This window comes from Clostridium sp. BL-8 (assembly GCF_002006495.1).
Taxonomy (GTDB): Bacteria; Bacillota; Clostridia; order Clostridiales; family Clostridiaceae; genus Clostridium.
In genome coordinates this window covers 27,806-47,334 of the sequence record NZ_LZZL01000020.1, presented here as the reverse complement: position 1 = coordinate 47,334, position 19,529 = coordinate 27,806, and the positions used below count along the sequence as shown (strand labels likewise).

General features: G+C 31.5%; 14 protein-coding genes and 1 riboswitch. All 14 genes read left to right on the top strand.

Translation table 11 applies throughout. The features are described from left to right. The first annotated feature begins 209 nt into the window (after positions 1-209). The 14 genes from CLOBL_RS08995 to CLOBL_RS08930 all read left to right on the top strand — a co-directional run bounded on the left by CLOBL_RS08995 (position 210) and on the right by CLOBL_RS08930 (position 19,385). On the top strand, positions 210-467 hold the full coding sequence (locus tag CLOBL_RS08995) for a GIY-YIG nuclease family protein (RefSeq protein WP_077858709.1): 258 nt from the start codon (positions 210-212) through the stop codon (positions 465-467). Positions 468-759: 292 nt separating this feature from the next. Further along, entirely contained in the window at positions 760-2,067 is a 1,308-nt protein-coding gene (locus tag CLOBL_RS08990) for an ABC transporter substrate-binding protein (protein WP_077858708.1), read from the top strand. A gap of 103 nt (positions 2,068-2,170) precedes the next feature. After that, a complete protein-coding gene (locus CLOBL_RS08985) occupies positions 2,171-3,037 on the top strand; it encodes a sugar ABC transporter permease (RefSeq protein WP_009167926.1) in 867 nt (288 codons plus the stop codon). Beyond that, a complete protein-coding gene (locus CLOBL_RS08980; protein ID WP_077858707.1) occupies positions 3,037-3,936 on the top strand; it encodes a carbohydrate ABC transporter permease in 900 nt (299 codons plus the stop codon). Before CLOBL_RS08985 ends, CLOBL_RS08980 begins: the two co-directional genes overlap by 1 nt. A gap of 169 nt (positions 3,937-4,105) precedes the next feature. Continuing rightward, positions 4,106-5,602: a 4-alpha-glucanotransferase gene (malQ, locus tag CLOBL_RS08975; RefSeq protein ID WP_077858706.1), complete on the top strand. Its 1,497-nt coding sequence runs from the start codon at positions 4,106-4,108 to the stop codon at positions 5,600-5,602. Between the two features lie 294 nt (positions 5,603-5,896). Beyond that, the gene (locus tag CLOBL_RS08970) at positions 5,897-6,895 is read left to right on the top strand and encodes a LacI family DNA-binding transcriptional regulator (protein ID WP_077858705.1); all 999 of its coding nucleotides are present in this window, start codon (positions 5,897-5,899) and stop codon (positions 6,893-6,895) included. 189 nt (positions 6,896-7,084) lie between these two features. Beyond that, a complete protein-coding gene (locus CLOBL_RS08965; RefSeq protein ID WP_077858704.1) occupies positions 7,085-8,236 on the top strand; it encodes a CapA family protein in 1,152 nt (383 codons plus the stop codon). Between the two features lie 269 nt (positions 8,237-8,505). Continuing rightward, entirely contained in the window at positions 8,506-9,927 is a 1,422-nt protein-coding gene (locus tag CLOBL_RS08960; protein ID WP_077858703.1) for an efflux RND transporter periplasmic adaptor subunit, read from the top strand. 11 nt (positions 9,928-9,938) lie between these two features. Then, on the top strand, positions 9,939-10,676 hold the full coding sequence (locus CLOBL_RS08955) for an ABC transporter ATP-binding protein (RefSeq protein ID WP_009167932.1): 738 nt from the start codon (positions 9,939-9,941) through the stop codon (positions 10,674-10,676). Then, a complete protein-coding gene (locus CLOBL_RS08950; RefSeq protein WP_077858702.1) occupies positions 10,667-11,935 on the top strand; it encodes an ABC transporter permease in 1,269 nt (422 codons plus the stop codon). Before CLOBL_RS08955 ends, CLOBL_RS08950 begins: the two co-directional genes overlap by 10 nt. Before the next feature lie 385 nt (positions 11,936-12,320). Then, on the top strand, positions 12,321-14,600 hold the full coding sequence (locus CLOBL_RS08945; protein WP_077858701.1) for a phosphatase PAP2 family protein: 2,280 nt from the start codon (positions 12,321-12,323) through the stop codon (positions 14,598-14,600). Positions 14,601-14,943: 343 nt separating this feature from the next. Continuing rightward, positions 14,944-15,062, top strand: a riboswitch (SAM riboswitch). Positions 15,063-15,239: 177 nt separating this feature from the next. Further along, the gene (locus CLOBL_RS08940; RefSeq protein ID WP_077858700.1) at positions 15,240-16,385 is read left to right on the top strand and encodes a PLP-dependent aspartate aminotransferase family protein; all 1,146 of its coding nucleotides are present in this window, start codon (positions 15,240-15,242) and stop codon (positions 16,383-16,385) included. Positions 16,386-16,534: 149 nt separating this feature from the next. Then, on the top strand, positions 16,535-17,671 hold the full coding sequence (locus CLOBL_RS08935; RefSeq protein ID WP_077858699.1) for an aminotransferase class I/II-fold pyridoxal phosphate-dependent enzyme: 1,137 nt from the start codon (positions 16,535-16,537) through the stop codon (positions 17,669-17,671). 295 nt (positions 17,672-17,966) lie between these two features. Beyond that, positions 17,967-19,385, top strand: a complete 1,419-nt coding sequence (locus tag CLOBL_RS08930) for a PTS mannitol transporter subunit IICB (RefSeq protein ID WP_077858698.1) — start codon at positions 17,967-17,969, stop codon at positions 19,383-19,385. Positions 19,386-19,529 lie beyond the last annotated feature (144 nt).

Sequence of the window (19,529 nt, the reverse complement as noted above, 5' to 3'; positions counted from 1 at the left end):
AAGCATTTTCATAGTAGTATTAATTCTGTATATAATTATATATTAGCCGTGTAAAATATAGCATGAGTCAGGTGTAAAATGTGAAAATACTTTATACCTGATTCTTTTTATGTGAGATATATATTTGCCTTATTATTCATTTTTATATGCCCTATAATATAAAATAGATATATAATTAAATATAATAGAAAAATAATTAGGAGAATATAATGAATTATGTATATATTTTAGAATGTGCCGATGGTACACTCTATACAGGATGGACAAATAATTTAGAAAAACGAGTTGAAATGCATTCAAAGGGAATTGGAGCAAAGTATACTAGAGGAAGAGGCCCAGTTAAGCTGATTTATCATGAGATATTTGAGAATAAAAATGATGCAATGAAAAGAGAATATGCAATAAAAAGATTAACTAGGAAAGAAAAATTAAAATTGATAAGTTGTTACTATAGTAAGAAAGTGTAATGACCTCTAAAAAAGTAAAAAAATTACTTGTAAAAGTTTTCTTATACTGTTATACTGTAAATATAATACAAAATACCCAAGTGGAGGTTCGGCAATAGTCTAAATAACATGAAATGTTATAAGACTAAATTTTTTAGCAGCTTTCGCAAACGCTTGCATAAATAAAATCTTTAATTATGTGATAAATATCATATATCTAAAATTAATATTTTAGGCATATGTTATATTAATATATCATTTAAGGCTTTGGAAAAATCAAAAAATTAAATGAATTCTAATGGAGGGTATTCACATGAAAACAAAAAAGTTATTATCAGGAATTTTGACTTCTGCATTATTAGTGGGGACTATGGCAGGATGTGGACAAGCATCGACTACTACAAGTACACAAAATTCTAGTGATTCTGGAGGTGAAAAGACAGTCAGAGTTTATCAACTAAAGGTTGAAATCAATGATCAGCTTCAAGAACTTGCTAAAGAATATGAGAAAGAAAAAGGTGTAAAAGTTGAAGTTACTTCAGTTGGTGGAGGAGCTGATTATGGTGCATCTTTAAAGGCAGAGTTTCAAAAAGGAACTGAACCTGATATATTCATGATTCAGGGTGCTGGGGATTACGAAACTTGGAAACATAAAATTGATGATTTAAGTTCAGAAGAATGGGTGAACAATGCTGTTAAAGGAACTTTAGATACAGTAACTATTGATGGAAAAGTTTATGGTATGCCAGCTGCTACAGAAGGTTATGGATTATTATATAACAAAGAAATCTTGGACAAGGCTGGTATCGATCCCAAGTCTATAGATACTTTTGATAAATTAAAAGCAGCCTTTGAAAAATTAGATAGTGAAAAAGCTGAATTAGGTATTGATAATGTTGTATCTTATACAACAAAAGAATTCTGGGTTACAGGAAATCATACATTTAATATACCACTCGCAACTCAAGATAATCCGACTCAATTTACTAAGGATTACCTTGCAGGTAAAGCTGATATAGTTAATAATAAGCAATTTAATGATTGGATGAATTTAGTTGAATTACTTTGTAAATATGGTGGTGGAAAGAATTTAGACACCATAGATTATAGTACTCAAGTTGGTAATTTCGCTCTTGGAAAAACTGCATTTATACATCAAGGTAACTGGATTGCTTCAGATTTAAAGAACTTAGATGCTAAATTTGATATGGGATTTGTTCCACTTGCAATAAATGATGATCCAAAGATGAGTGGATCTATTCCAGTAGGAGTTCCAATGTACTGGGTAGTTAATAAAGATTCTAAGGTTAATAAGGAAGCTAGAGAATTTTTAGATTGGATGGTTAGCAGTCAAGCTGGTCAAGAATCATTAGTTAAGGATATGGACATGATTCCTGCATTTACAAACTTTACAGTTCAAAGTGATAATCCATTGAACAAATCAATAAATGAATATAATAAAGCAGGAAAAACTCTTCCTTGGGCATTTACTAATCTACCAGATGGATTTAACAAGAATAGTTTAGCACCTTTATTCTCTAAGTTTATTAATACTGATATGGGAGAGCAGGCTAAGAAAGATATGTTGCAAGGAATTCAAGATGCAACAAAAGCTAAATAGCACTAGATAAAATTCTATTCATGAGGGGATATATCTTCTCATGAATTTTTTAAAATATTTTAGGATGAAGTTCCAAAAGTTATTATGAAAGGAGAGTAAGAGAATGAGTAAAAAATTAAAAGATAGCAAAGACTTTTGGATTTTTGTAGGGCCAGCCTTATTTGCAATAACAGTAGTGGTAATAATACCTTTTATAATTGGGATATATTATACATTTACAAATTGGAATGGTGCTAACCCACAATATGATTTTGTAGGAATAAAGAACTACATTAATCTTCCAAAGGATACACAATTTATTTACTCTTTAAAAATAACGGTTCTATATACAATAGCCAGCGTAATAACTATTAATTTAGTTGGGTTTGGACTAGCATATGCAGTTACGAGGAAATTAAAAACCAGCAGTTTCTTAAGAACTGGATTTTTTATGCCAAATTTAATTGGAGGATTAATTTTAGGATTCATATGGCAATTCATGTTTAATTCCGTATTCACATCAATAGGAAAAACTTTAGGTTCCCAAATACTTGGAACATCACTTTTGCAGCAGCCAACTACAGCGATGCTTGCAATGCTAATAGTTTCAACATGGCAGTATGCTGGGTATATAATGGTTATTTATGTAGCAGCCCTTGAAAATGTTCCTACGGATCTAATAGAAGCAGCGCATATTGATGGAGCTAATGGATGGCATACATTTAAAAATATAACAATACCGATGGTAAGACAAGCAATAACAATTTGCTTATTTTTAACTTTAGCAAATTCATTTAAGTTGTTTGACTTAAATTTCTCTCTTACACCTGTAAAAACAACTGAAATGTTAGCACTAAACATATATAATGAAGCATTTATAGTAAATAATATGGGGATAGGACAAGCTAAAGCTATTGTATTTTTTATACTTGTAACTACTATTTCTTTAACTCAAGTTTACTTTAATAAGAAGAAGGAGGTAGAAGTATAATGGAAACAAGTAAAGTTGTTAATGATACAGAGAAAACTAAATCAAGCAAAAAATTGAAGACATTAGGCAGCTACACTGGCAAGTTAAAAATATTAGAAGTGTTTGCATGGTTGCTATTAGTAGTATATATGACACCATTTTATTTGATGATAATAAATTCATTTAAATCAAGAAGAGAAATATTTTCTAATACTACAGGATTACCAGAGACGTGGAATTTTAAGAATTATCTAGATGCTATGGATAAAATGCATGTAATAAGTGCATTTGCTAATTCTATTATAATAACCGTTGGAAGTGTAGTATTAATACTTCTATTTTCATCAATGGCAGCATGGGTATTGGTGCGTGACCAGTCAAAAAAGAGCAAGATAATATTTTATATATTTACTTCAGGAATGATTGTTCCATTCCAAGCAGTAATGTTACCACTTGTAAAATGGATGGGATTAATCCATTTTGGACCATTTCAAATGCTAGGAACACACTATGGGCTCATATTTATGTACATAGGATTCGGTGTTAGTATGAGCATATTTTTGTATCATGGATTTATTAAAGGAATCCCTAAAGAAGTGGAAGAGGCCGCAATTATAGATGGATGTAGCAAATGGCAGACGTATGTAAAAGTTTTGCTGCCATTATTAAAACCAACTACCGTTACAGTAGCAGTATTAAATAGTATTTGGATATGGAACGATTTTTTGTTACCTTTTTTAACTATAAACGGGAAAATAAATACTATACCACTAGCTATGAATAATTTCTTTGGAGCATTTTCAAAACAATGGGAATTAGCTATGGCCGCATTAATCATGGCCATAATTCCAATAATAATATTCTATTTCTTTGTTCAAAAGCAGATTATAGCAGGAATTGTTCAAGGTTCAATAAAATAGTTTGTTAGAAAATTCCAATAATCATTAAAGATACTAACGGAATATAATACTTATAAATAAAAACTGTGCCTTGATGTTTTATGTAAGCAATTACTAAATACAGTAAATTAAGATGGAAATAATAGTGCAAAACATATTAAAAGCAAGAGGTGGATAATAGGAGGAAGGTATGAACAGAGGTAGTGGAATTATCATGCATATTGCTTCTCTGCCAGGAAAATATGGAATAGGAACCTTTGGTAAAGAAGCATATGAATTCGGAGATTTTCTTAAAAAAGCAGGTCAAAAGTATTGGCAAATACTGCCTCTTGGGCCTACCAGCTTTGGAGATTCTCCATATCAATCTTTTTCAGCGTTTGCTGGAAATCCTTATTTTATTGATTTTGACATTTTAAAAGAAGAAGGATTGCTAAAAGAAGAAGATTATAACTCTATAGATTTTGGAAAGAATTCAGAAGACATAGGTTATGGAACAATATTCACAGAAAAATTTAAGGTGCTAAGAAAAGCATATGAGAATTTTAAATTAAATAAGAGTATGAATTTAAAAGGGTTTGAGGAAAAAGAAGCATATTGGCTCGAGGATTATGCGCTGTATATGGCAGTAAAGAAGGAGTTTAATTTAAAAAGCTGGCAAACATGGGATGAAGATATAAGAGTGAGAGAGTCGGAAGCTATAGATAAATATAGGAATTTATTAAGTGATGAAATAAATTACTGGAAGTTTCTGCAATATGAGTTTTATAAACAATGGACTGAGTTAAAGTCATATGTAAATAAACTAGGTATTGAAATAATAGGAGATATGCCTATATATGTAGCAGAAGATAGTGCAGATGTTTGGGCAAATTCTGAAGCATTTCTTCTTAATAAAAAGACCCTGAAGCCGCTGAAGGTTGCTGGGTGTCCGCCAGACATATTTGCTGCTACAGGCCAATTATGGGGAAATCCTATTTATGATTGGAACTATATGGAGAGGACAGATTATAAATGGTGGATAGATCGCATAAGGCAAAGTTTGAATTTATATGATGTACTCAGAATAGATCACTTTAAGGGTTTTGAATCATATTGGTCAATTCCTTATGGAGATCCAACAGCAGAGAGGGGAGAGTGGGTTAAAGGCCCTGGGAGAAAAGTATTTGATGCAATTAAGGCTGAACTAGGAGAGGTAAATATAATTGCAGAAGATTTGGGGACTTTGACAGAAGAAACTATAGAACTTAGAAATTATACTGGTTTTCCAGGAATGAAAATCCTAACATTTGCATTTGATTCAGATAGTGAAAATCCTTTTTTACCTCACAATTATCAAAGAAATTTTATTGTTTATACAGGAACTCATGATAATGATACAGTTAGAGGCTGGATAGAAACAAGTGCTCCAAAGGAACAAGTTAAAAAGGCAATAGAGTATTTGGGTTTGAATAAAGAAGAAGGCTACAACTGGGGATTTATAAGGGGAGCTTGGAGTAGCACTGCAGATGTAGCAATAGCTCAAATGCAGGATTTTTTGGATTTGGGTAATGAAGCAAGAATTAATTTGCCATCTACTCTTGGGGAGAATTGGCGTTGGAGGGCAAAATCAGGACTATTTACAAATGATTTAGCTGAAAAGATTTATAGAGTTACTAAGATTTATGGAAGACTAAAGAAAAATCTTTAATTAGTTATGAGTTAAAAGTCATAAGTTATGAGTTTTGGAAAAAGATCCATAGGCTTTTCAAAAAAATATATATTTAAAATTCTTACAAGGTAGGATTTCATCTTGAGCCCATAACTTATAATTGAGTATAGCATGATCTAAGAATCACAAGTAACAAATCAAGTCCTTGAGCTACTCATCCATAAGGTAGAAAATTCATTATTTATGAGAGTATTATACTAATTAATGTATTATTTGTAACATTATATTAAATATGCTAATATTAAAATTATTAAGATAGAATAGGGGAGAATTATGAAGGTTACGATTAAGGAAGTAGCAAAGGAAGCAAATGTATCTCCATCGACTGTATCAAGGGTTGTATCAGATAGTTCACAAATAAGTGAGGAGACTAAAGAGAAGGTTAGAGATGCAATAAATAGATTAAAATATAAGCCAAATGCAATTGCTAGAAGCTTAGCTAACAAGAAAAGCAGAATTTTAGGCGTAGTTTTACCAAGTGAAGCTCAAGATTTAATAACCAATACATTTTTCATTCAGGCAATGAAAGGAATGAGCCTTTATGCTCAAAATAAAAAGTATTATATTTCATATGCATTTAGTGAAGATGAAAAATCAGAAATAGAATATATAAATAATTTTATTACAAGCAATTTAGTTGATGGTATATGTTTATTGAGAGCAAGAGCAGATGATAAGTGCATTAAATACCTTAAAGATGCTGAGTTTCCATTTGTGGTAATAGGAAGACCAGAAGAATCAGAAGGCTTACTATGGGTGGATAATGATAATTTTCAGGCGACGTATAATTTAGTAAATGAATTAATAAAAAAAGGACATAAGTCTATTGCCTTTCTTGGAGCTAAGAAAGAGTGGAATGTGACAAAAGATAGATATAAAGGATTTAAAGCTGCATGTGAAGTTAATGGCATTAAAATTCAAAATAAAAGCGTAGTAATGGCTAATGATTTCAATGAGCAAGAGGGTAGAAATGGAACTATAAAATTATTAAAAAATATGATTCCGACAGCTATAATAGTAGAAGATGATGTACTAGCATTTGGGACACTTAAAGTTCTTAAGGAAAGAAAAATTGAAAATATTGATGTGGTGGGATTTAACAATAGTCCCTTAGCTGAGTTTCAAACACCTCCATTATCATCGGTAGATATTAATGCTTCGGAACTTGGGTATTATGCTGCAAAGATTCTAATTGATTTTTTAGAGAATAACGAAACATCAACGAATCATTATATTATTGAGTCTAAACTTATAAGAAGATCATCATTTTAAATTACATATAAATGTAAGCTTATGGTATTCATTGACAAGAATAGCGCAATCGATTGCAATAAGTGGATGTATAAATAAAAAATATTTGCCATAGTTCAAAATAATACATCAACTTATGGAAGTGGGACGTATAATATGTTAGTATTTGCATAAAGATAACTCAAAGCTAAAAATTTGGGGGATAATATTATGAGGAAAAGAAGTGAAAGATATAGAAAGAAGAATTATTTAATAAATGCTATATTAATTTGTTTAAGTGTATTAATCATAAGCGGAGTAGGATACTATTTGAAGATGCAAAGAGTTAAAAGTAATGATTCCCATGTTGAAATCGATGATGAGATTACTAATTTAACAGAAGAAAATATTAAAGAAGAGCCAATAAAAAAGGAGATTACAATTTCTTTTGCTGGAGATTTTACATTAGGGACAGATTCTAAATTTGCATATGATGGAAGCTTACCAGCTGCATTTATAAATAGTGGGAAAGATTATTCGTATTTTATGCAAAATGTATCTTCTGTATTTAGTAAGGACGATTATACCTTAGTAAATTTAGAAACTACACTTACAGATTCTAATATTAAGACTATTAAACAAGGAGAAGTATATTATAATTTTAAGGGGCCTAAAGAGTATGCTAAGATTCTTACAAATGGTTATATAGATGGTGTTACAATAGCTAATAATCATATTTATGATTATGGCAGTCAAGGGATAAATGATACTATAAATACATTAAAAGAAAATAATATTGATATTTGTGGAGAGGGTTATAAAATTTTAAGAGACATAAAAGGTGTTAAATTTGGTTTTATAGGCTATACTGGCTGGCAGTATTCAGATGAATTAAAAGCAAAAATTGTTAATGATATTAATGAATTGCGAGCTAAAGGGGCAACGGTAATTATTCCATATTTTCATTGGGGAATTGAAAGGGTATATGAGCCAGATGATGTTCAACAAAAGTTAGCCAGATTTTCTATTGATAGTGGTGCAGATGCTGTTATAGGTTCACATCCTCATGTGATTCAAAGCATGGAAAATTATAAGGGGAGGCTTATAGCATATTCAATGGGGAATTTCTGCTTTGGTGGAAATTCAAATCCATCGGATAAAAGAACATTTATACTTCAACTTAAGGCTAATGTAGAGAATGATAGATTAATAAACTTCGAGTATAAAGTTATTCCAGCCATGATTTCTTCAAGAAATGATAAAAATGATTATATCCCAACTTTAGCAACTGGTGAAAATAGAACAGACATATTAGAAACGTTAAATAAGTTATCGCCAAGTCTAAATGATGGCATCAAGGATGATTTTTTTTACATAAAATAAGAGATTAATAAATAGTAAAGTAATTACAGAGGACTATCTTAAAATAAACAAAATTTATTTTAAGATAGTCCTCTGTAATTTAAGAAAAATTTAATGTTTTGTTAAGGCTTATATTAGATTGGCAATGATATACTAAAGGCATCGCATGGAAATTATATACAAGCATTATGTGATGAAAGATAAGGGTAAAATACATGAATTGTAAGTAAAAGGAATTAAGCTTCCTATTAATTATTATTCATGGAGTAAAAGTCTGGGGGAAGTAAAGGATGCCAAAGTTAGATATTAAAAATTTAAGGCCTAAAGGTATTAGCCTTAAAGGATTAAAGCTCAAAAAGAAACCAAGTAAAAAAATAGTAGTGTTAAGTACAATATTTGTAATAGTTGTAGCTATAGTAATATGGAAATTTGTTATACCTAAACCAGCAGTAGCTATTAAATGTACGGCTTTATCAAAAGGAGAAGTGATAAATAGTGTAAGTGTTTTAGGAGAAATAAAGAGTCAGGATTCCACTAATATATATAGTACAATGAATAACTCAATTAAAGAGGTAAAAGTCAAAGAAGGAGATAAGGTTAAAGCAGGGGATGTATTAGCAATATTAGATTCAGCAGATTTAGAGAAGGATATTGAACAGTCAATAGCAGCAGCGGATGCGGAAGAAGCTAGTGATAAAACACAAACGGATACTACGCAAAAAACTTATGAGGAAGAGTTATACTTACATGATAATAACTTGAATTCGGATGTAAAAGATGCAGAAGAGGCTTTAAATGTTGCAAAGATTAATCTTGATGATAAAAAAAAGACATATGAAAAGAATGAGACATTATTTAATTCAGGAGCAATTACAGAAAGTGATTTTGATAAAGCAAAAATAGATTTCGATACTGCAAATTCAGAGTATGAAAAAGCAAAAGTAGCGCTAGAAAGTACTAAAACCAAAGCAGACGAAGCGTTAAACACCGCTAAAGGTAATTATGAAACAGCGCAGGCTAAAGGCAGCGATAGAAGTAAACGCATTGGAATTGAAAAGCAGCAGCAGCAATTAGAAGCATGTACAATTAAAGCAACTACTGATGGAACCGTTACAAGAGTGGATGCTGTTGTAGGAAATTCAGGGAATGGAATACTATTTGAAATCGAAGATCTAGATAATACAGAAATAACAGTTCCTATTAAGGAAGTTGATATAGCAAATGTAAAGGCTGGACAAAGAGTAGAAATAAAAACAGATGCAACAGGAGAGGAAGTTATTCCAGGAGAAGTGATAAGTGTTAGTCCGGTAGCACAAAAAGGAAGTATACCTCAAACTCAGAATAAAGCTGATTCTCAAAGTGATCAAACAAGTTCTGATGGAGATTTTGAAGCAAAAGTTAAAATAGACGATGCAAATGAAAATATAAAGGTTGGAATGAGTGCAAGGGTAAACATTATTACGAGTGAAAAATCTGATATTTATGCAGTTTCATCAGAAAGTATAGTTGAAAAGAATGGCAACAAAAGTATATATATAGCAGAAAAAAGCGGTAAAAAACCAAATGAGTATATAGTTAGGGAAGTACCAATAAATATAGGGCTTGAATCTGATTTTAATGTAGAAATTTCAGGTGATGGAATTATGGATGGAGTTATGGTAATCAATGATCCTACGGTCTGCAAGGTCGGGGAGAAAGTACGAATAGATTAGAGGTGAGTATATTGGGTGAAAGTATAATAGAGATGAAAAATATTGTGAAAAGTTTTTATGTTAATACTCCTAATCAGTTAAATATTCTTAAAAACATTGATATAACAATAAATAAGGGTGAGTTCGTAGCTATTGTAGGTGCATCAGGCTCTGGAAAAAGTACCTTAATGAATATTATAGGGGCACTTGATAGGCCAACCTCTGGGACTTATATTTTAGATGGCACAAATGTTAATGAAAAAACAGATAATGGTTTATCAGAGGTTAGAAATAGGCAAATAGGTTTTGTGTTTCAGACTTATAACTTAATACCAAGAAGTTCAGCATTAAAAAATGTTGAATTACCAATGCTTTATTATGGAATGAATAAGCGTGAGAGATGTGATCGGGCAGAAATGCTCTTAGAACTTGTGGGGATGAAAGATAGAATGAAGCATCTTCCAAATGAATTATCTGGAGGACAAAAACAAAGGGTTGCAATTGCACGTGCTTTAGCTAATGATCCAAGTATCATATTAGCAGATGAACCCACAGGCGCTCTTGATTCAGCAACAGGAAGATTAGTTATGGACTTATTTCATAAGGTTCATGAAGTTGAAGGAAAGACAATAGTATTTATAACACATAACTATGAACTTGCAGAAGAAACAGAAAGGATTATAACATTAAGGGATGGAAAGATAGTATCAGAAAGACATAATGATAAGTATATTAAGAGATTTCCAAATGGTGAAGAGATATGTTCATAAAAGAGAATATACTGCTTGCAATAGCAGGAATAAAATCAAGTAAAATGCGTTCTTTATTAACTATGCTTGGAATAATAATAGGAATATCCGCTGTTATAGGTATTGTTTCTATTGGAAGTGCAATCACTGCTAAGGTATCAGGAGAACTAGATAAGTTAGGTGCTAATAATATGCAGGTTTATGTAAGGGAAAAAAGTATAGACGGTTCTAGTCAAGGTGATTCAAGTAAGAGACCTGATGATAGTGATCTTGTATCTTTAGATCAAATAAATGCACTTCATGATGCATTCTTTGATAGAATAAGCAGTATAAGTATATCGGCCCAAGAAGGAAGCGGGAAAGTAAAGGATGGATATCTATATGCGAATGTAACAACTGTTGGAGTAAACGATGGTTTTAAGGATGTAAATAATATAAAGATGCTTAGTGGAAGATTCATCTCAGATAAAGATGTTAAAGGAATAAAAAAGTGTGCTGTAGTTTCTGAAAAGCTTGTTAATAATATATTTAAGGGAAAGTCAGATCCTTTAGGTAAAGAAATTAAGGTTTATATACAAGATGATATTGAAACATATGTTATTGTTGGAGTGTACAAGTATGAACCGCCATCATTTTTAGAGGGAGGTGGATCTACAGCAACGGAAAAAGATATACAGACAGATGTATATATTCCTGTAACAACGGCCAAGGTTAATCAAACAAATAAAAATTATTCTTATTTTATGATTAAACCTAGTCCTAATGCTGATTCAGATAAACTAGTTAAAGATATAAAGAAATACACGGATAAATTGTATAAGAGTAATAAATATTGGGAGTTACAAGTTTCAAATCTTAAAAATGAGGCGGAATCAATTACTTCAGTACTAGGTATGATATCTATGGGAATATCTGTAATTGCAGCCATAGCATTACTTGTAGGTGGGATAGGAGTAATGAATATAATGCTTGTATCAGTTACGGAGAGAACAAGAGAAATAGGAACAAGAAAAGCTCTTGGTGCAAAAAGCAGCCACATAAAAATGCAGTTTATAACTGAATCGGTTATAATATGTTCAATAGGTGGTGCAATAGGAATAGTACTTGGAATCAGTATGGGGATAATTGCTTGTATAGTATTAAATTCACCAATATCAATATCAATTCCAACTATTTTAATAAGTTTCACATTTTCAATGGCAATTGGTGTATTTTTTGGATATTATCCAGCTAAAAAGGCAGCTAGTCTTGATCCAATTGAAGCTTTAAGATATGAATAAATAATATACAGTTAAGTTAAAATATATTGTAAGAATGAAAGTGAATTTAGTATGGTTATTAGTTAAGTGTATGCAGATATATAAAATGTAGAAAACTAACTGCAACATATATACTTTTTATTAGAGAAGGAAAATAAGTATATAAAGTCATAAGAATATAGTAATCTAAAACAAAGCTAAAAACTAAAATATATAGTTTTTAGCTTTATTTTTTTAATATTATGAAATTAAGAGGAACAATTAGAAAGAAAATAATACTATATGAAGAATAAACTAGGATTTAACCTAAAATTAATGAGGAAATAATATTCGTTAAATAAAATGATTATATGAATTAATAAGAAAGCGACTTTACAAAAAAATTATAGAATGGGGTAAGATTAATATGAATTTTAATAAAAAGATTATACCATTAGTTTTAGCGACTACTGTAACTCAAAGTTTAATGCCTATGGCATCTTTTGCGGATGATAATTTGACTCCTAATCCAAGTACATATGGATATTATGTAGATAATTATAAAAATAATATTAAAGCGAATATGACACCAGAAAGTAACCCATCCATTGGGGTATTGTCTCAATTTCTTAAAATATATGATCCAAGTAATGGGAATGTTTTAGATGATGATGTTCAACAACATAATATTAATATGGACATTGAACTTACAAGTGGAAATACAACAGCAGCAGCAGTTTCAACAACTGGTCCATTAGCACAGGTTTTCTTTGATGACCGTAGAAATCAGAATTATAGCGTTATTGATGGTCTTGGAAATTATACAGATGTATTTAAAAGATTATCTAATGCGCAAACTTCAGTTACAACTGTAGGAGAAGCAGCTTTAACAAATGTAGTAAAGAATGATGATGATGCGGGATGTACTTGGGCAGATGATAATTCCCAGCTTGGCAACATGGTTAAATTAGTGGAGGCTTTGCGTGCTACTTGTGCAAGCACATCACAAGCTAAAAATTATTATAACTATAATCGTCCGTATAAATGGAGTTCAGACGTGAAATTTCTTCCAACACTACTTCCTGAACAAAGTACAGATGGAGGTTTCCCAAGCGGACATACAAATGCTGCATACATATCAGCAATAGGATTAGCATATGCTTTTCCAGAACGTTTTCAAGAAATGCTTACACGTGCTTCTGAGCTTGGAAATAACAGAATTATTGCAGGGATGCATTCACCATTAGATGTAATAGGAGGACGTATGACAGGAACTGCACTTTCAGCGGCAGCACTTAATGACCCAGCTAATGCAGCTATAAAAGCGGCTGCTTATAATGATGGGCAGACTAAACTCCTACCACAACAGGGGACAGCAACAGATAGATTCGATGATTATAAGCAGAATAAGAAAGATTATATTGATAGATTAACTTATGGTTTTACTCAAATTGGGGATACAACTAAGCCAATGGTAGTGCCAAAGGGAGCAGAAGTGCTTTTAGAAACTCGTCTTCCATATCTTGATGCAAATCAAAGACGCGATGTTCTATATACAACTGGTTTAGAATCTGGTTACCCATTATTAGATGATGCAGAAGGCTGGGGAAGACTTAATCTTTTTGCAGCAGCTGATGGATATGGTGCTTTTAATAGTGCTGTTACAGTAAATATGGATGCGTCTAAAGGTGGATTTAATGCTTCAGATAACTGGCGTAATGACATTTCAGGAAGCGGTTCATTAACAAAGGCAGGAACAGGAAGCTTGAAATTAGGCGGAGACAATACTTATAGCGGTGGAACAGAAATTCAAGGAGGAACTCTTGAAGCAGATTCAGCTACAGCTTTAGGAGCAGGGAGTGTTTCAAATGAAGGCGGTACACTTGCTGAAGAGGTAGATGGAGCAGTAAATATTAAAAGTGACTATAAACAAGAACAAAACAGTACACTTGAACTTTCTATTGGAAGCAAGGATGATATATTTGAGATTGGTGGCAATGCAACCTTTAATGGAAAATTAAAACTGGATTTTAATAACAATTATATACCTGCTAATGGTACGGCTATAATAACATTTAATAGTAATAGTACAAATAGCAGATTTTCTTCAATTGAAACAACTGGTTTACCAGATAATTATTCAGTAACTGTTACTTATGATAACAATGATGTTAAGTTATTAATAGGAACTACTGGTTCTTCTTCAGGATCACATCATCATTCATCAAGCTCATCAAGTGATAGTGCGAGCACAAGTACAACTACAAGTTCAGATACAACTACATCTGATAAGGGAACCAATACCGGTGCACCGGATAAAACTGCAAATGCGGCTGAAAGTGGTTGGCAGGAAAAAAATGGTGCTTGGTATAATTTATCAAAAGAAGGAACAACAAATACTGGCTGGTTTAAAGATGGAGATGGAAAATGGTATTACTTAGATAAGTCAGGAGCAATGCAAACAGGATGGGTTAATGGCACTGATGGAAACTGGTATTACTTAGATAAATCAGGGGCAATGCAAACAGGATGGGTTAATAGTACAGATGGAAACTGGTATTATTTAAATGGATCAGGAGTTATGGCAACTGGATGGTTTAAAGATACAGATGGAAACTGGTATTACCTAAACGAATCAGGAGCTATGGAACATGATAAATATATTGATGGATATTATGTTGGTTCCAATGGAGCTTGGGTAAACTAAAAGGATCTCAAAGTTTTACCTAATTTAAATAAGCAACATATTGTATAATAATTAATACAATATGTTGTTTATTTTCTGCTGTTAAAATTCATTTTGAGTTCGTTGAATTTTTTTTATTCAATCTATAGATCTATATAAGTTGCGTTAAATATTTTACATTGCATATTTTGTGCTCAGATTCATTTAAACAATAGTGATGTAGTTTTATTATTGCAACATATATATTAAGTTTATATATGTTGCAGTAATAAGAACATAAAATCGATAAGTTTACTGATATTTATTGACAAGAATTTTTTATAAGGTATAATTAATATTAATAAAAGAATATTTATATAAGTTAATCTTATTAAGAGCGGTGGAGGGACTGGCCCTTTGAAGCCCGGCAACCTGAGAAAATTTTTAAAATGAATTTTTTCGTTGGTGCTAAATCCTGCAAGAGAATATCTTGAAAAATGAGAGGAATTAAGTCTTATTAGAACTTATGACTATGCAGTCACTTCTTGTTTGAGAAGTGACTTTTTTTATTACTATAAAATAATAAAAATATTATTAGCTGATAAGTTATAACTTATAAATAAATATTAAATAATAACTAATAAAGCATTAAGTAAGATATAAATTTAAGGAGGCAAGAAAATGGCACTAAAAAAATCTTTTGAAACAATTGCAGTAAGTGGGGTATCAGGTGGGGACAAAGTTACCGGAGCAATAAGTTTTCCAATATATCAGTCAGCTACATTTAAGCATCATGGACTCAATAATAGTACAGGATATGATTATTCAAGAGCTCAAAATCCAACACGCGAAGAAGCTGAAAAAACACTAGCTGTTTTAGAAGGTGGGGAAGCAGCAATAGGATTTTCGTCAGGAGTTGCAGCGGTTAATGCCTGTATACACTTATTTAAATCTGGGGATCATATAATTTTATCTGATGACTTATATGGAGGTACATATAGGTTGTTTGATGACATTTATAGAGATTTTGGGATAACAGTAACTTTTGTTGATACAACAAACATTAATTATATATTAGACTCTATAAGAGAAAACACAAAAGCTGTTTTTATAGAAACTCCTTCTAATCCAATGATGAAGGTGACAGACATAGAAGCAGTAGCAGAAATAACTAAGGAAAAAAATCTACTATTAATTGTGGACAATACTTTTTTAACGCCTTATTATCAAAAGCCATTAGAATTAGGTGCTGATTTAGTAATTCACAGTGGAACAAAATTTTTGGGTGGACACCATGATTTACTAGCAGGATTTATAGTTGGAAATGATGAAGAAATTTTACAAAAGCTTAGAAAGATTCACATGTCAACAGGAGGAACATTATCTCCATTTGATTCATGGTTGGTCTTAAGAGGATTAAAGACATTACATATAAGATTAGATAGATCTCAAGAAAATGCAATAAAGATAGCAAAATTTTTAGAGAAAAGTTCTAAAGTAGAAAAAGTTTATTATGTTGGTTTAGAGAGTTCAGAAGGATATGAGATAAATAAGAAACAATCAACAGGTTTTGGAGCAACACTATCTTTTAGAGTCAAGGACAAAGCATTAGTTCCTAAAATCCTAGAGGGTGTTAAAGTCATAAGATTTGCAGAAAGTTTAGGAGGAGTGGAAACCCTAATAACATATCCATTTACTCAAACTCATTCAGAGATTCCAGAAAAAATCAAGCAAAGGTTAGGTGTAGATGAATATCTATTGAGATTATCAGTAGGAATAGAAAATATTAATGACTTAATAGGTGACTTAGACAACGCGATTAACTAAGTTCAGAGTTAAGAATTAAGAGTTTAGAAAGAAAAGCTGACGGCTTTTTAAAAATATAATTTTAAAATTTAAAGAATTTACGTAGCAAATTAATCAATAATTGTTAACTGTTAATTGCTAACTGTTAACTAAATAAGAGGGGTGTAATTATGAATTTTGGAACTAAGTTAATACATGCAAGTGGAGATATAGACCCTACAACAGGGTCTGTAAGTACTCCAATATATCAAACATCAACATTTCATCAATTTGATATAGAGAACTTCGGAAAATATGATTATGCAAGGTCAGGAAACCCAACAAGAGATGTAGTAGAAAAATTAATAGCAGAACTCGAGGGGGGAGAGTGTGGCTTTGCATTTGCTTCAGGAATGGCAGCAATTTGTTCTGTGTTATCAATATTTTCAGCAGGAGATCACATTATAATTTGTGGAGATGTTTATGGGGGAACTTATAGAGCAGCTACAAAATTATTTTCAAGATTTAATATTGACTTTACATTTGTAGATGCATCAAATGTTAAAGAAATAGAAAAGGCTTTTAAACAAAATACAAAAGGACTTTATTTAGAAACTCCATCAAATCCGTTGTTAAAGGTTACAGATCTAAGGGCTGCTAGCAAATTAGCTAGAGAGAATAATGCAATTACAATAGTAGATAACACTTTCATGTCACCATATCTTCAAAGGCCATTAGAATTAGGAGCGGATATAGTTCTTCATAGTGCGACTAAATTTTTAGGTGGACATAGTGATGTAATTGCAGGCCTTGTTGTAACTAAGACGAAAGAGCTTGGAGATAGAATTTATCAAATACAAAACACTTTTGGAGCTGTACTTGGGCCTCAAGATTCATGGCTTCTTGTTAGAGGAATTAAAACCTTAAAGGTTAGACTAGATGCACTTCAAAAAAGTGCTCAAAAATTGGCTGAATGGCTTGAGACAAGAGAAGAAGTGGAAAAAGTATATTATCTTGGATTATCTTCTATGGAAGGAAGAGAATTGCATTTAGAACAAGCATATGGCGCTGGCGCAGTCTTATCCTTTAAGTTTAAAACTTTTGAAAGGACTAAAACATTTTTAAATAATGTTAAGAATGTAGCCGTAGCAGTTAGTTTAGGAAGTGTAGAAACTATAGTGTCATATCCTGCTAAAATGAGCCATGCATCGATTCCAAAAGAAGAAAGAGAAGAACTTGGAATTACAGATACATTAATAAGAGTATCTGTAGGATTAGAAGATATAGATGATTTAATTGAATCATTTAGAGAAGCTATGGAGAAGTAATCGTGATTGTTAAAATAATGTATTAATATGAAATTTTGTATTTAAATAATTGCGAGTGGCACAAATGTCAAAGAGCCTAATAGATACTTTTTATCTATTAGGTATTTTTTATTGTTGAAAAAAACATAATAAAAATGTGAATTATCAATGGTTATACTCAAACTTTAAATTTGTCATTGAAAACGTAGCACAATTTTGAAGTTGTTTAAATTGAAAAGGTATTCACGATAGTTTAAGATGATAAATGAAAGAACTAATACTAAAATAATTTATTGAATAAATAGGAGGTTTTATTATGGAAACTGTTAATACAGGGGAAAAAACATCTCTAAAAGGAAAAGTACAGAGACTAGGCAGCTTCTTAAGTGGTATGGTATTACCTAATATCGGTGCATTTATTGCGTGGGGTTTAATTACGGCTTTATTTATTCCAACAGGATGGATGCCAAATGCATATTTAGGCAATATGGTAGATCCTATGATAAAATATTTATTACCATTACTTATAGGATATACAGGTGGTAAAATCGTATATGATCATAGAGGTGGAGTTGTTGGTGCAATAGCAACAATAGGTGTTGTAATCGGTGCTTCTATACCAATGTTCTTAGGGGCAATGATTATGGGACCATTTGGTGGTTATGTAATTAAAAAAGTGGATCAATTCTTTGAAGGAAAAGTTCCAACAGGCTTTGAAATGTTAGTTAATAACTTTTCAGCTGGAATCTTTGGAGGAATCTTAGCACTTTTAAGTTTTACTTGTATTGAACCAGTAGTTCAAGGTTTTTCAAACGCATTAGGTAGTTTAGCTACAATAGTTACAAACATGGGATTATTACCTTTAATAGATATATTCATTGAACCAGCAAAGGTATTATTCTTAAACAATGCAATTAATCATGGAATATTGACTCCGCTTGGAGTACAACAAGCACAAGAAGTAGGTAAATCAGTATTCTTCTTACTTGAAGCAAATCCAGGCCCAGGTCTTGGTATACTTTTAGCTTATACATTCTATGGTAAAGGAAATGCAAAACAATCAGCTCCAGGAGCTATAATCATTCACTTCCTTGGAGGAATACATGAAATATACTTCCCATATATCTTAATGAAACCAATATTAATATTAGCAGCAATAGCTGGAGGAATTTGTGCAGACTTAACTTTTGTATTAACTCATGCAGGACTTTCTGCAGCAGCTTCACCAGGAAGTATATTTGCAGTATTGGCTATGACACCAAAAGGTGGATATGCATCTGTTTTATCAGGAGTTGCTGTAGGTGCAATTGTATCTTTCTTAGTTGGATCAATAATTCTTAAAGCATCAAAGGATAATGGAGAAGATATTGATGAAGCTCAATCTAAGATGAAAGAAATGAAAGCAGAAAGTAAGGGCGCAAAAGCTCAAGAAACAGTTGTTAATGTATCAAAAGCTGATGTTAAATTAATAGTTTTTGCTTGTGACGCAGGTATGGGATCTTCTGCAATGGGAGAATCTATTCTTAAAAAGGCTCTAAAAGATGCTGGAATTAATGGCATAGAAGTTAAACATTCATCAGTTGATAGCATTCCAAAAGAAGCTAATGTAATATTTACTCAAGAAAACTTAGTTGAAAGAGCAAGAAGCTCAGCATCAGCTGCAGCTAGTATAATTACAGTTAAAAACTTCTTAGATCGTAGTAAATATGATGAGTTTATAAACACATTAAAATAATATAAGTTACAATAAACATGAAATAGCAATAAAGGACAATGAGTTTAATTGTCCTTTATTGTAGTTTATATGAATATATTTAAAAATTTTTTAAAGCGAGACTATTTCTGGTAATTCATAACTAATATATTCATGCAATAATAA

Bases quoted from the DNA above. Each gene is read 5' to 3' on its own strand.
- CLOBL_RS08945 (WP_077858701.1), top strand. From the start codon at position 12,321: ATGAATTTTAATAAAAAGATTATACCATTAGTTTTAGCGACTACTGTA.
- CLOBL_RS08950 (WP_077858702.1), top strand. From the start codon at position 10,667: ATGTTCATAAAAGAGAATATACTGCTTGCAATAGCAGGAATAAAATCA.
- CLOBL_RS08960 (WP_077858703.1), top strand. From the start codon at position 8,506: ATGCCAAAGTTAGATATTAAAAATTTAAGGCCTAAAGGTATTAGCCTT.
- CLOBL_RS08965 (WP_077858704.1), top strand. From the start codon at position 7,085: ATGAGGAAAAGAAGTGAAAGATATAGAAAGAAGAATTATTTAATAAAT.
- CLOBL_RS08985 (WP_009167926.1), top strand. From the start codon at position 2,171: ATGAGTAAAAAATTAAAAGATAGCAAAGACTTTTGGATTTTTGTAGGG.
- CLOBL_RS08935 (WP_077858699.1), top strand. From the start codon at position 16,535: ATGAATTTTGGAACTAAGTTAATACATGCAAGTGGAGATATAGACCCT.
- malQ (WP_077858706.1), top strand. From the start codon at position 4,106: ATGAACAGAGGTAGTGGAATTATCATGCATATTGCTTCTCTGCCAGGA.
- CLOBL_RS08940 (WP_077858700.1), top strand. From the start codon at position 15,240: ATGGCACTAAAAAAATCTTTTGAAACAATTGCAGTAAGTGGGGTATCA.
- CLOBL_RS08995 (WP_077858709.1), top strand. From the start codon at position 210: ATGAATTATGTATATATTTTAGAATGTGCCGATGGTACACTCTATACA.
- CLOBL_RS08970 (WP_077858705.1), top strand. From the start codon at position 5,897: ATGAAGGTTACGATTAAGGAAGTAGCAAAGGAAGCAAATGTATCTCCA.
- CLOBL_RS08980 (WP_077858707.1), top strand. From the start codon at position 3,037: ATGGAAACAAGTAAAGTTGTTAATGATACAGAGAAAACTAAATCAAGC.
- CLOBL_RS08990 (WP_077858708.1), top strand. From the start codon at position 760: ATGAAAACAAAAAAGTTATTATCAGGAATTTTGACTTCTGCATTATTA.
- CLOBL_RS08930 (WP_077858698.1), top strand. From the start codon at position 17,967: ATGGAAACTGTTAATACAGGGGAAAAAACATCTCTAAAAGGAAAAGTA.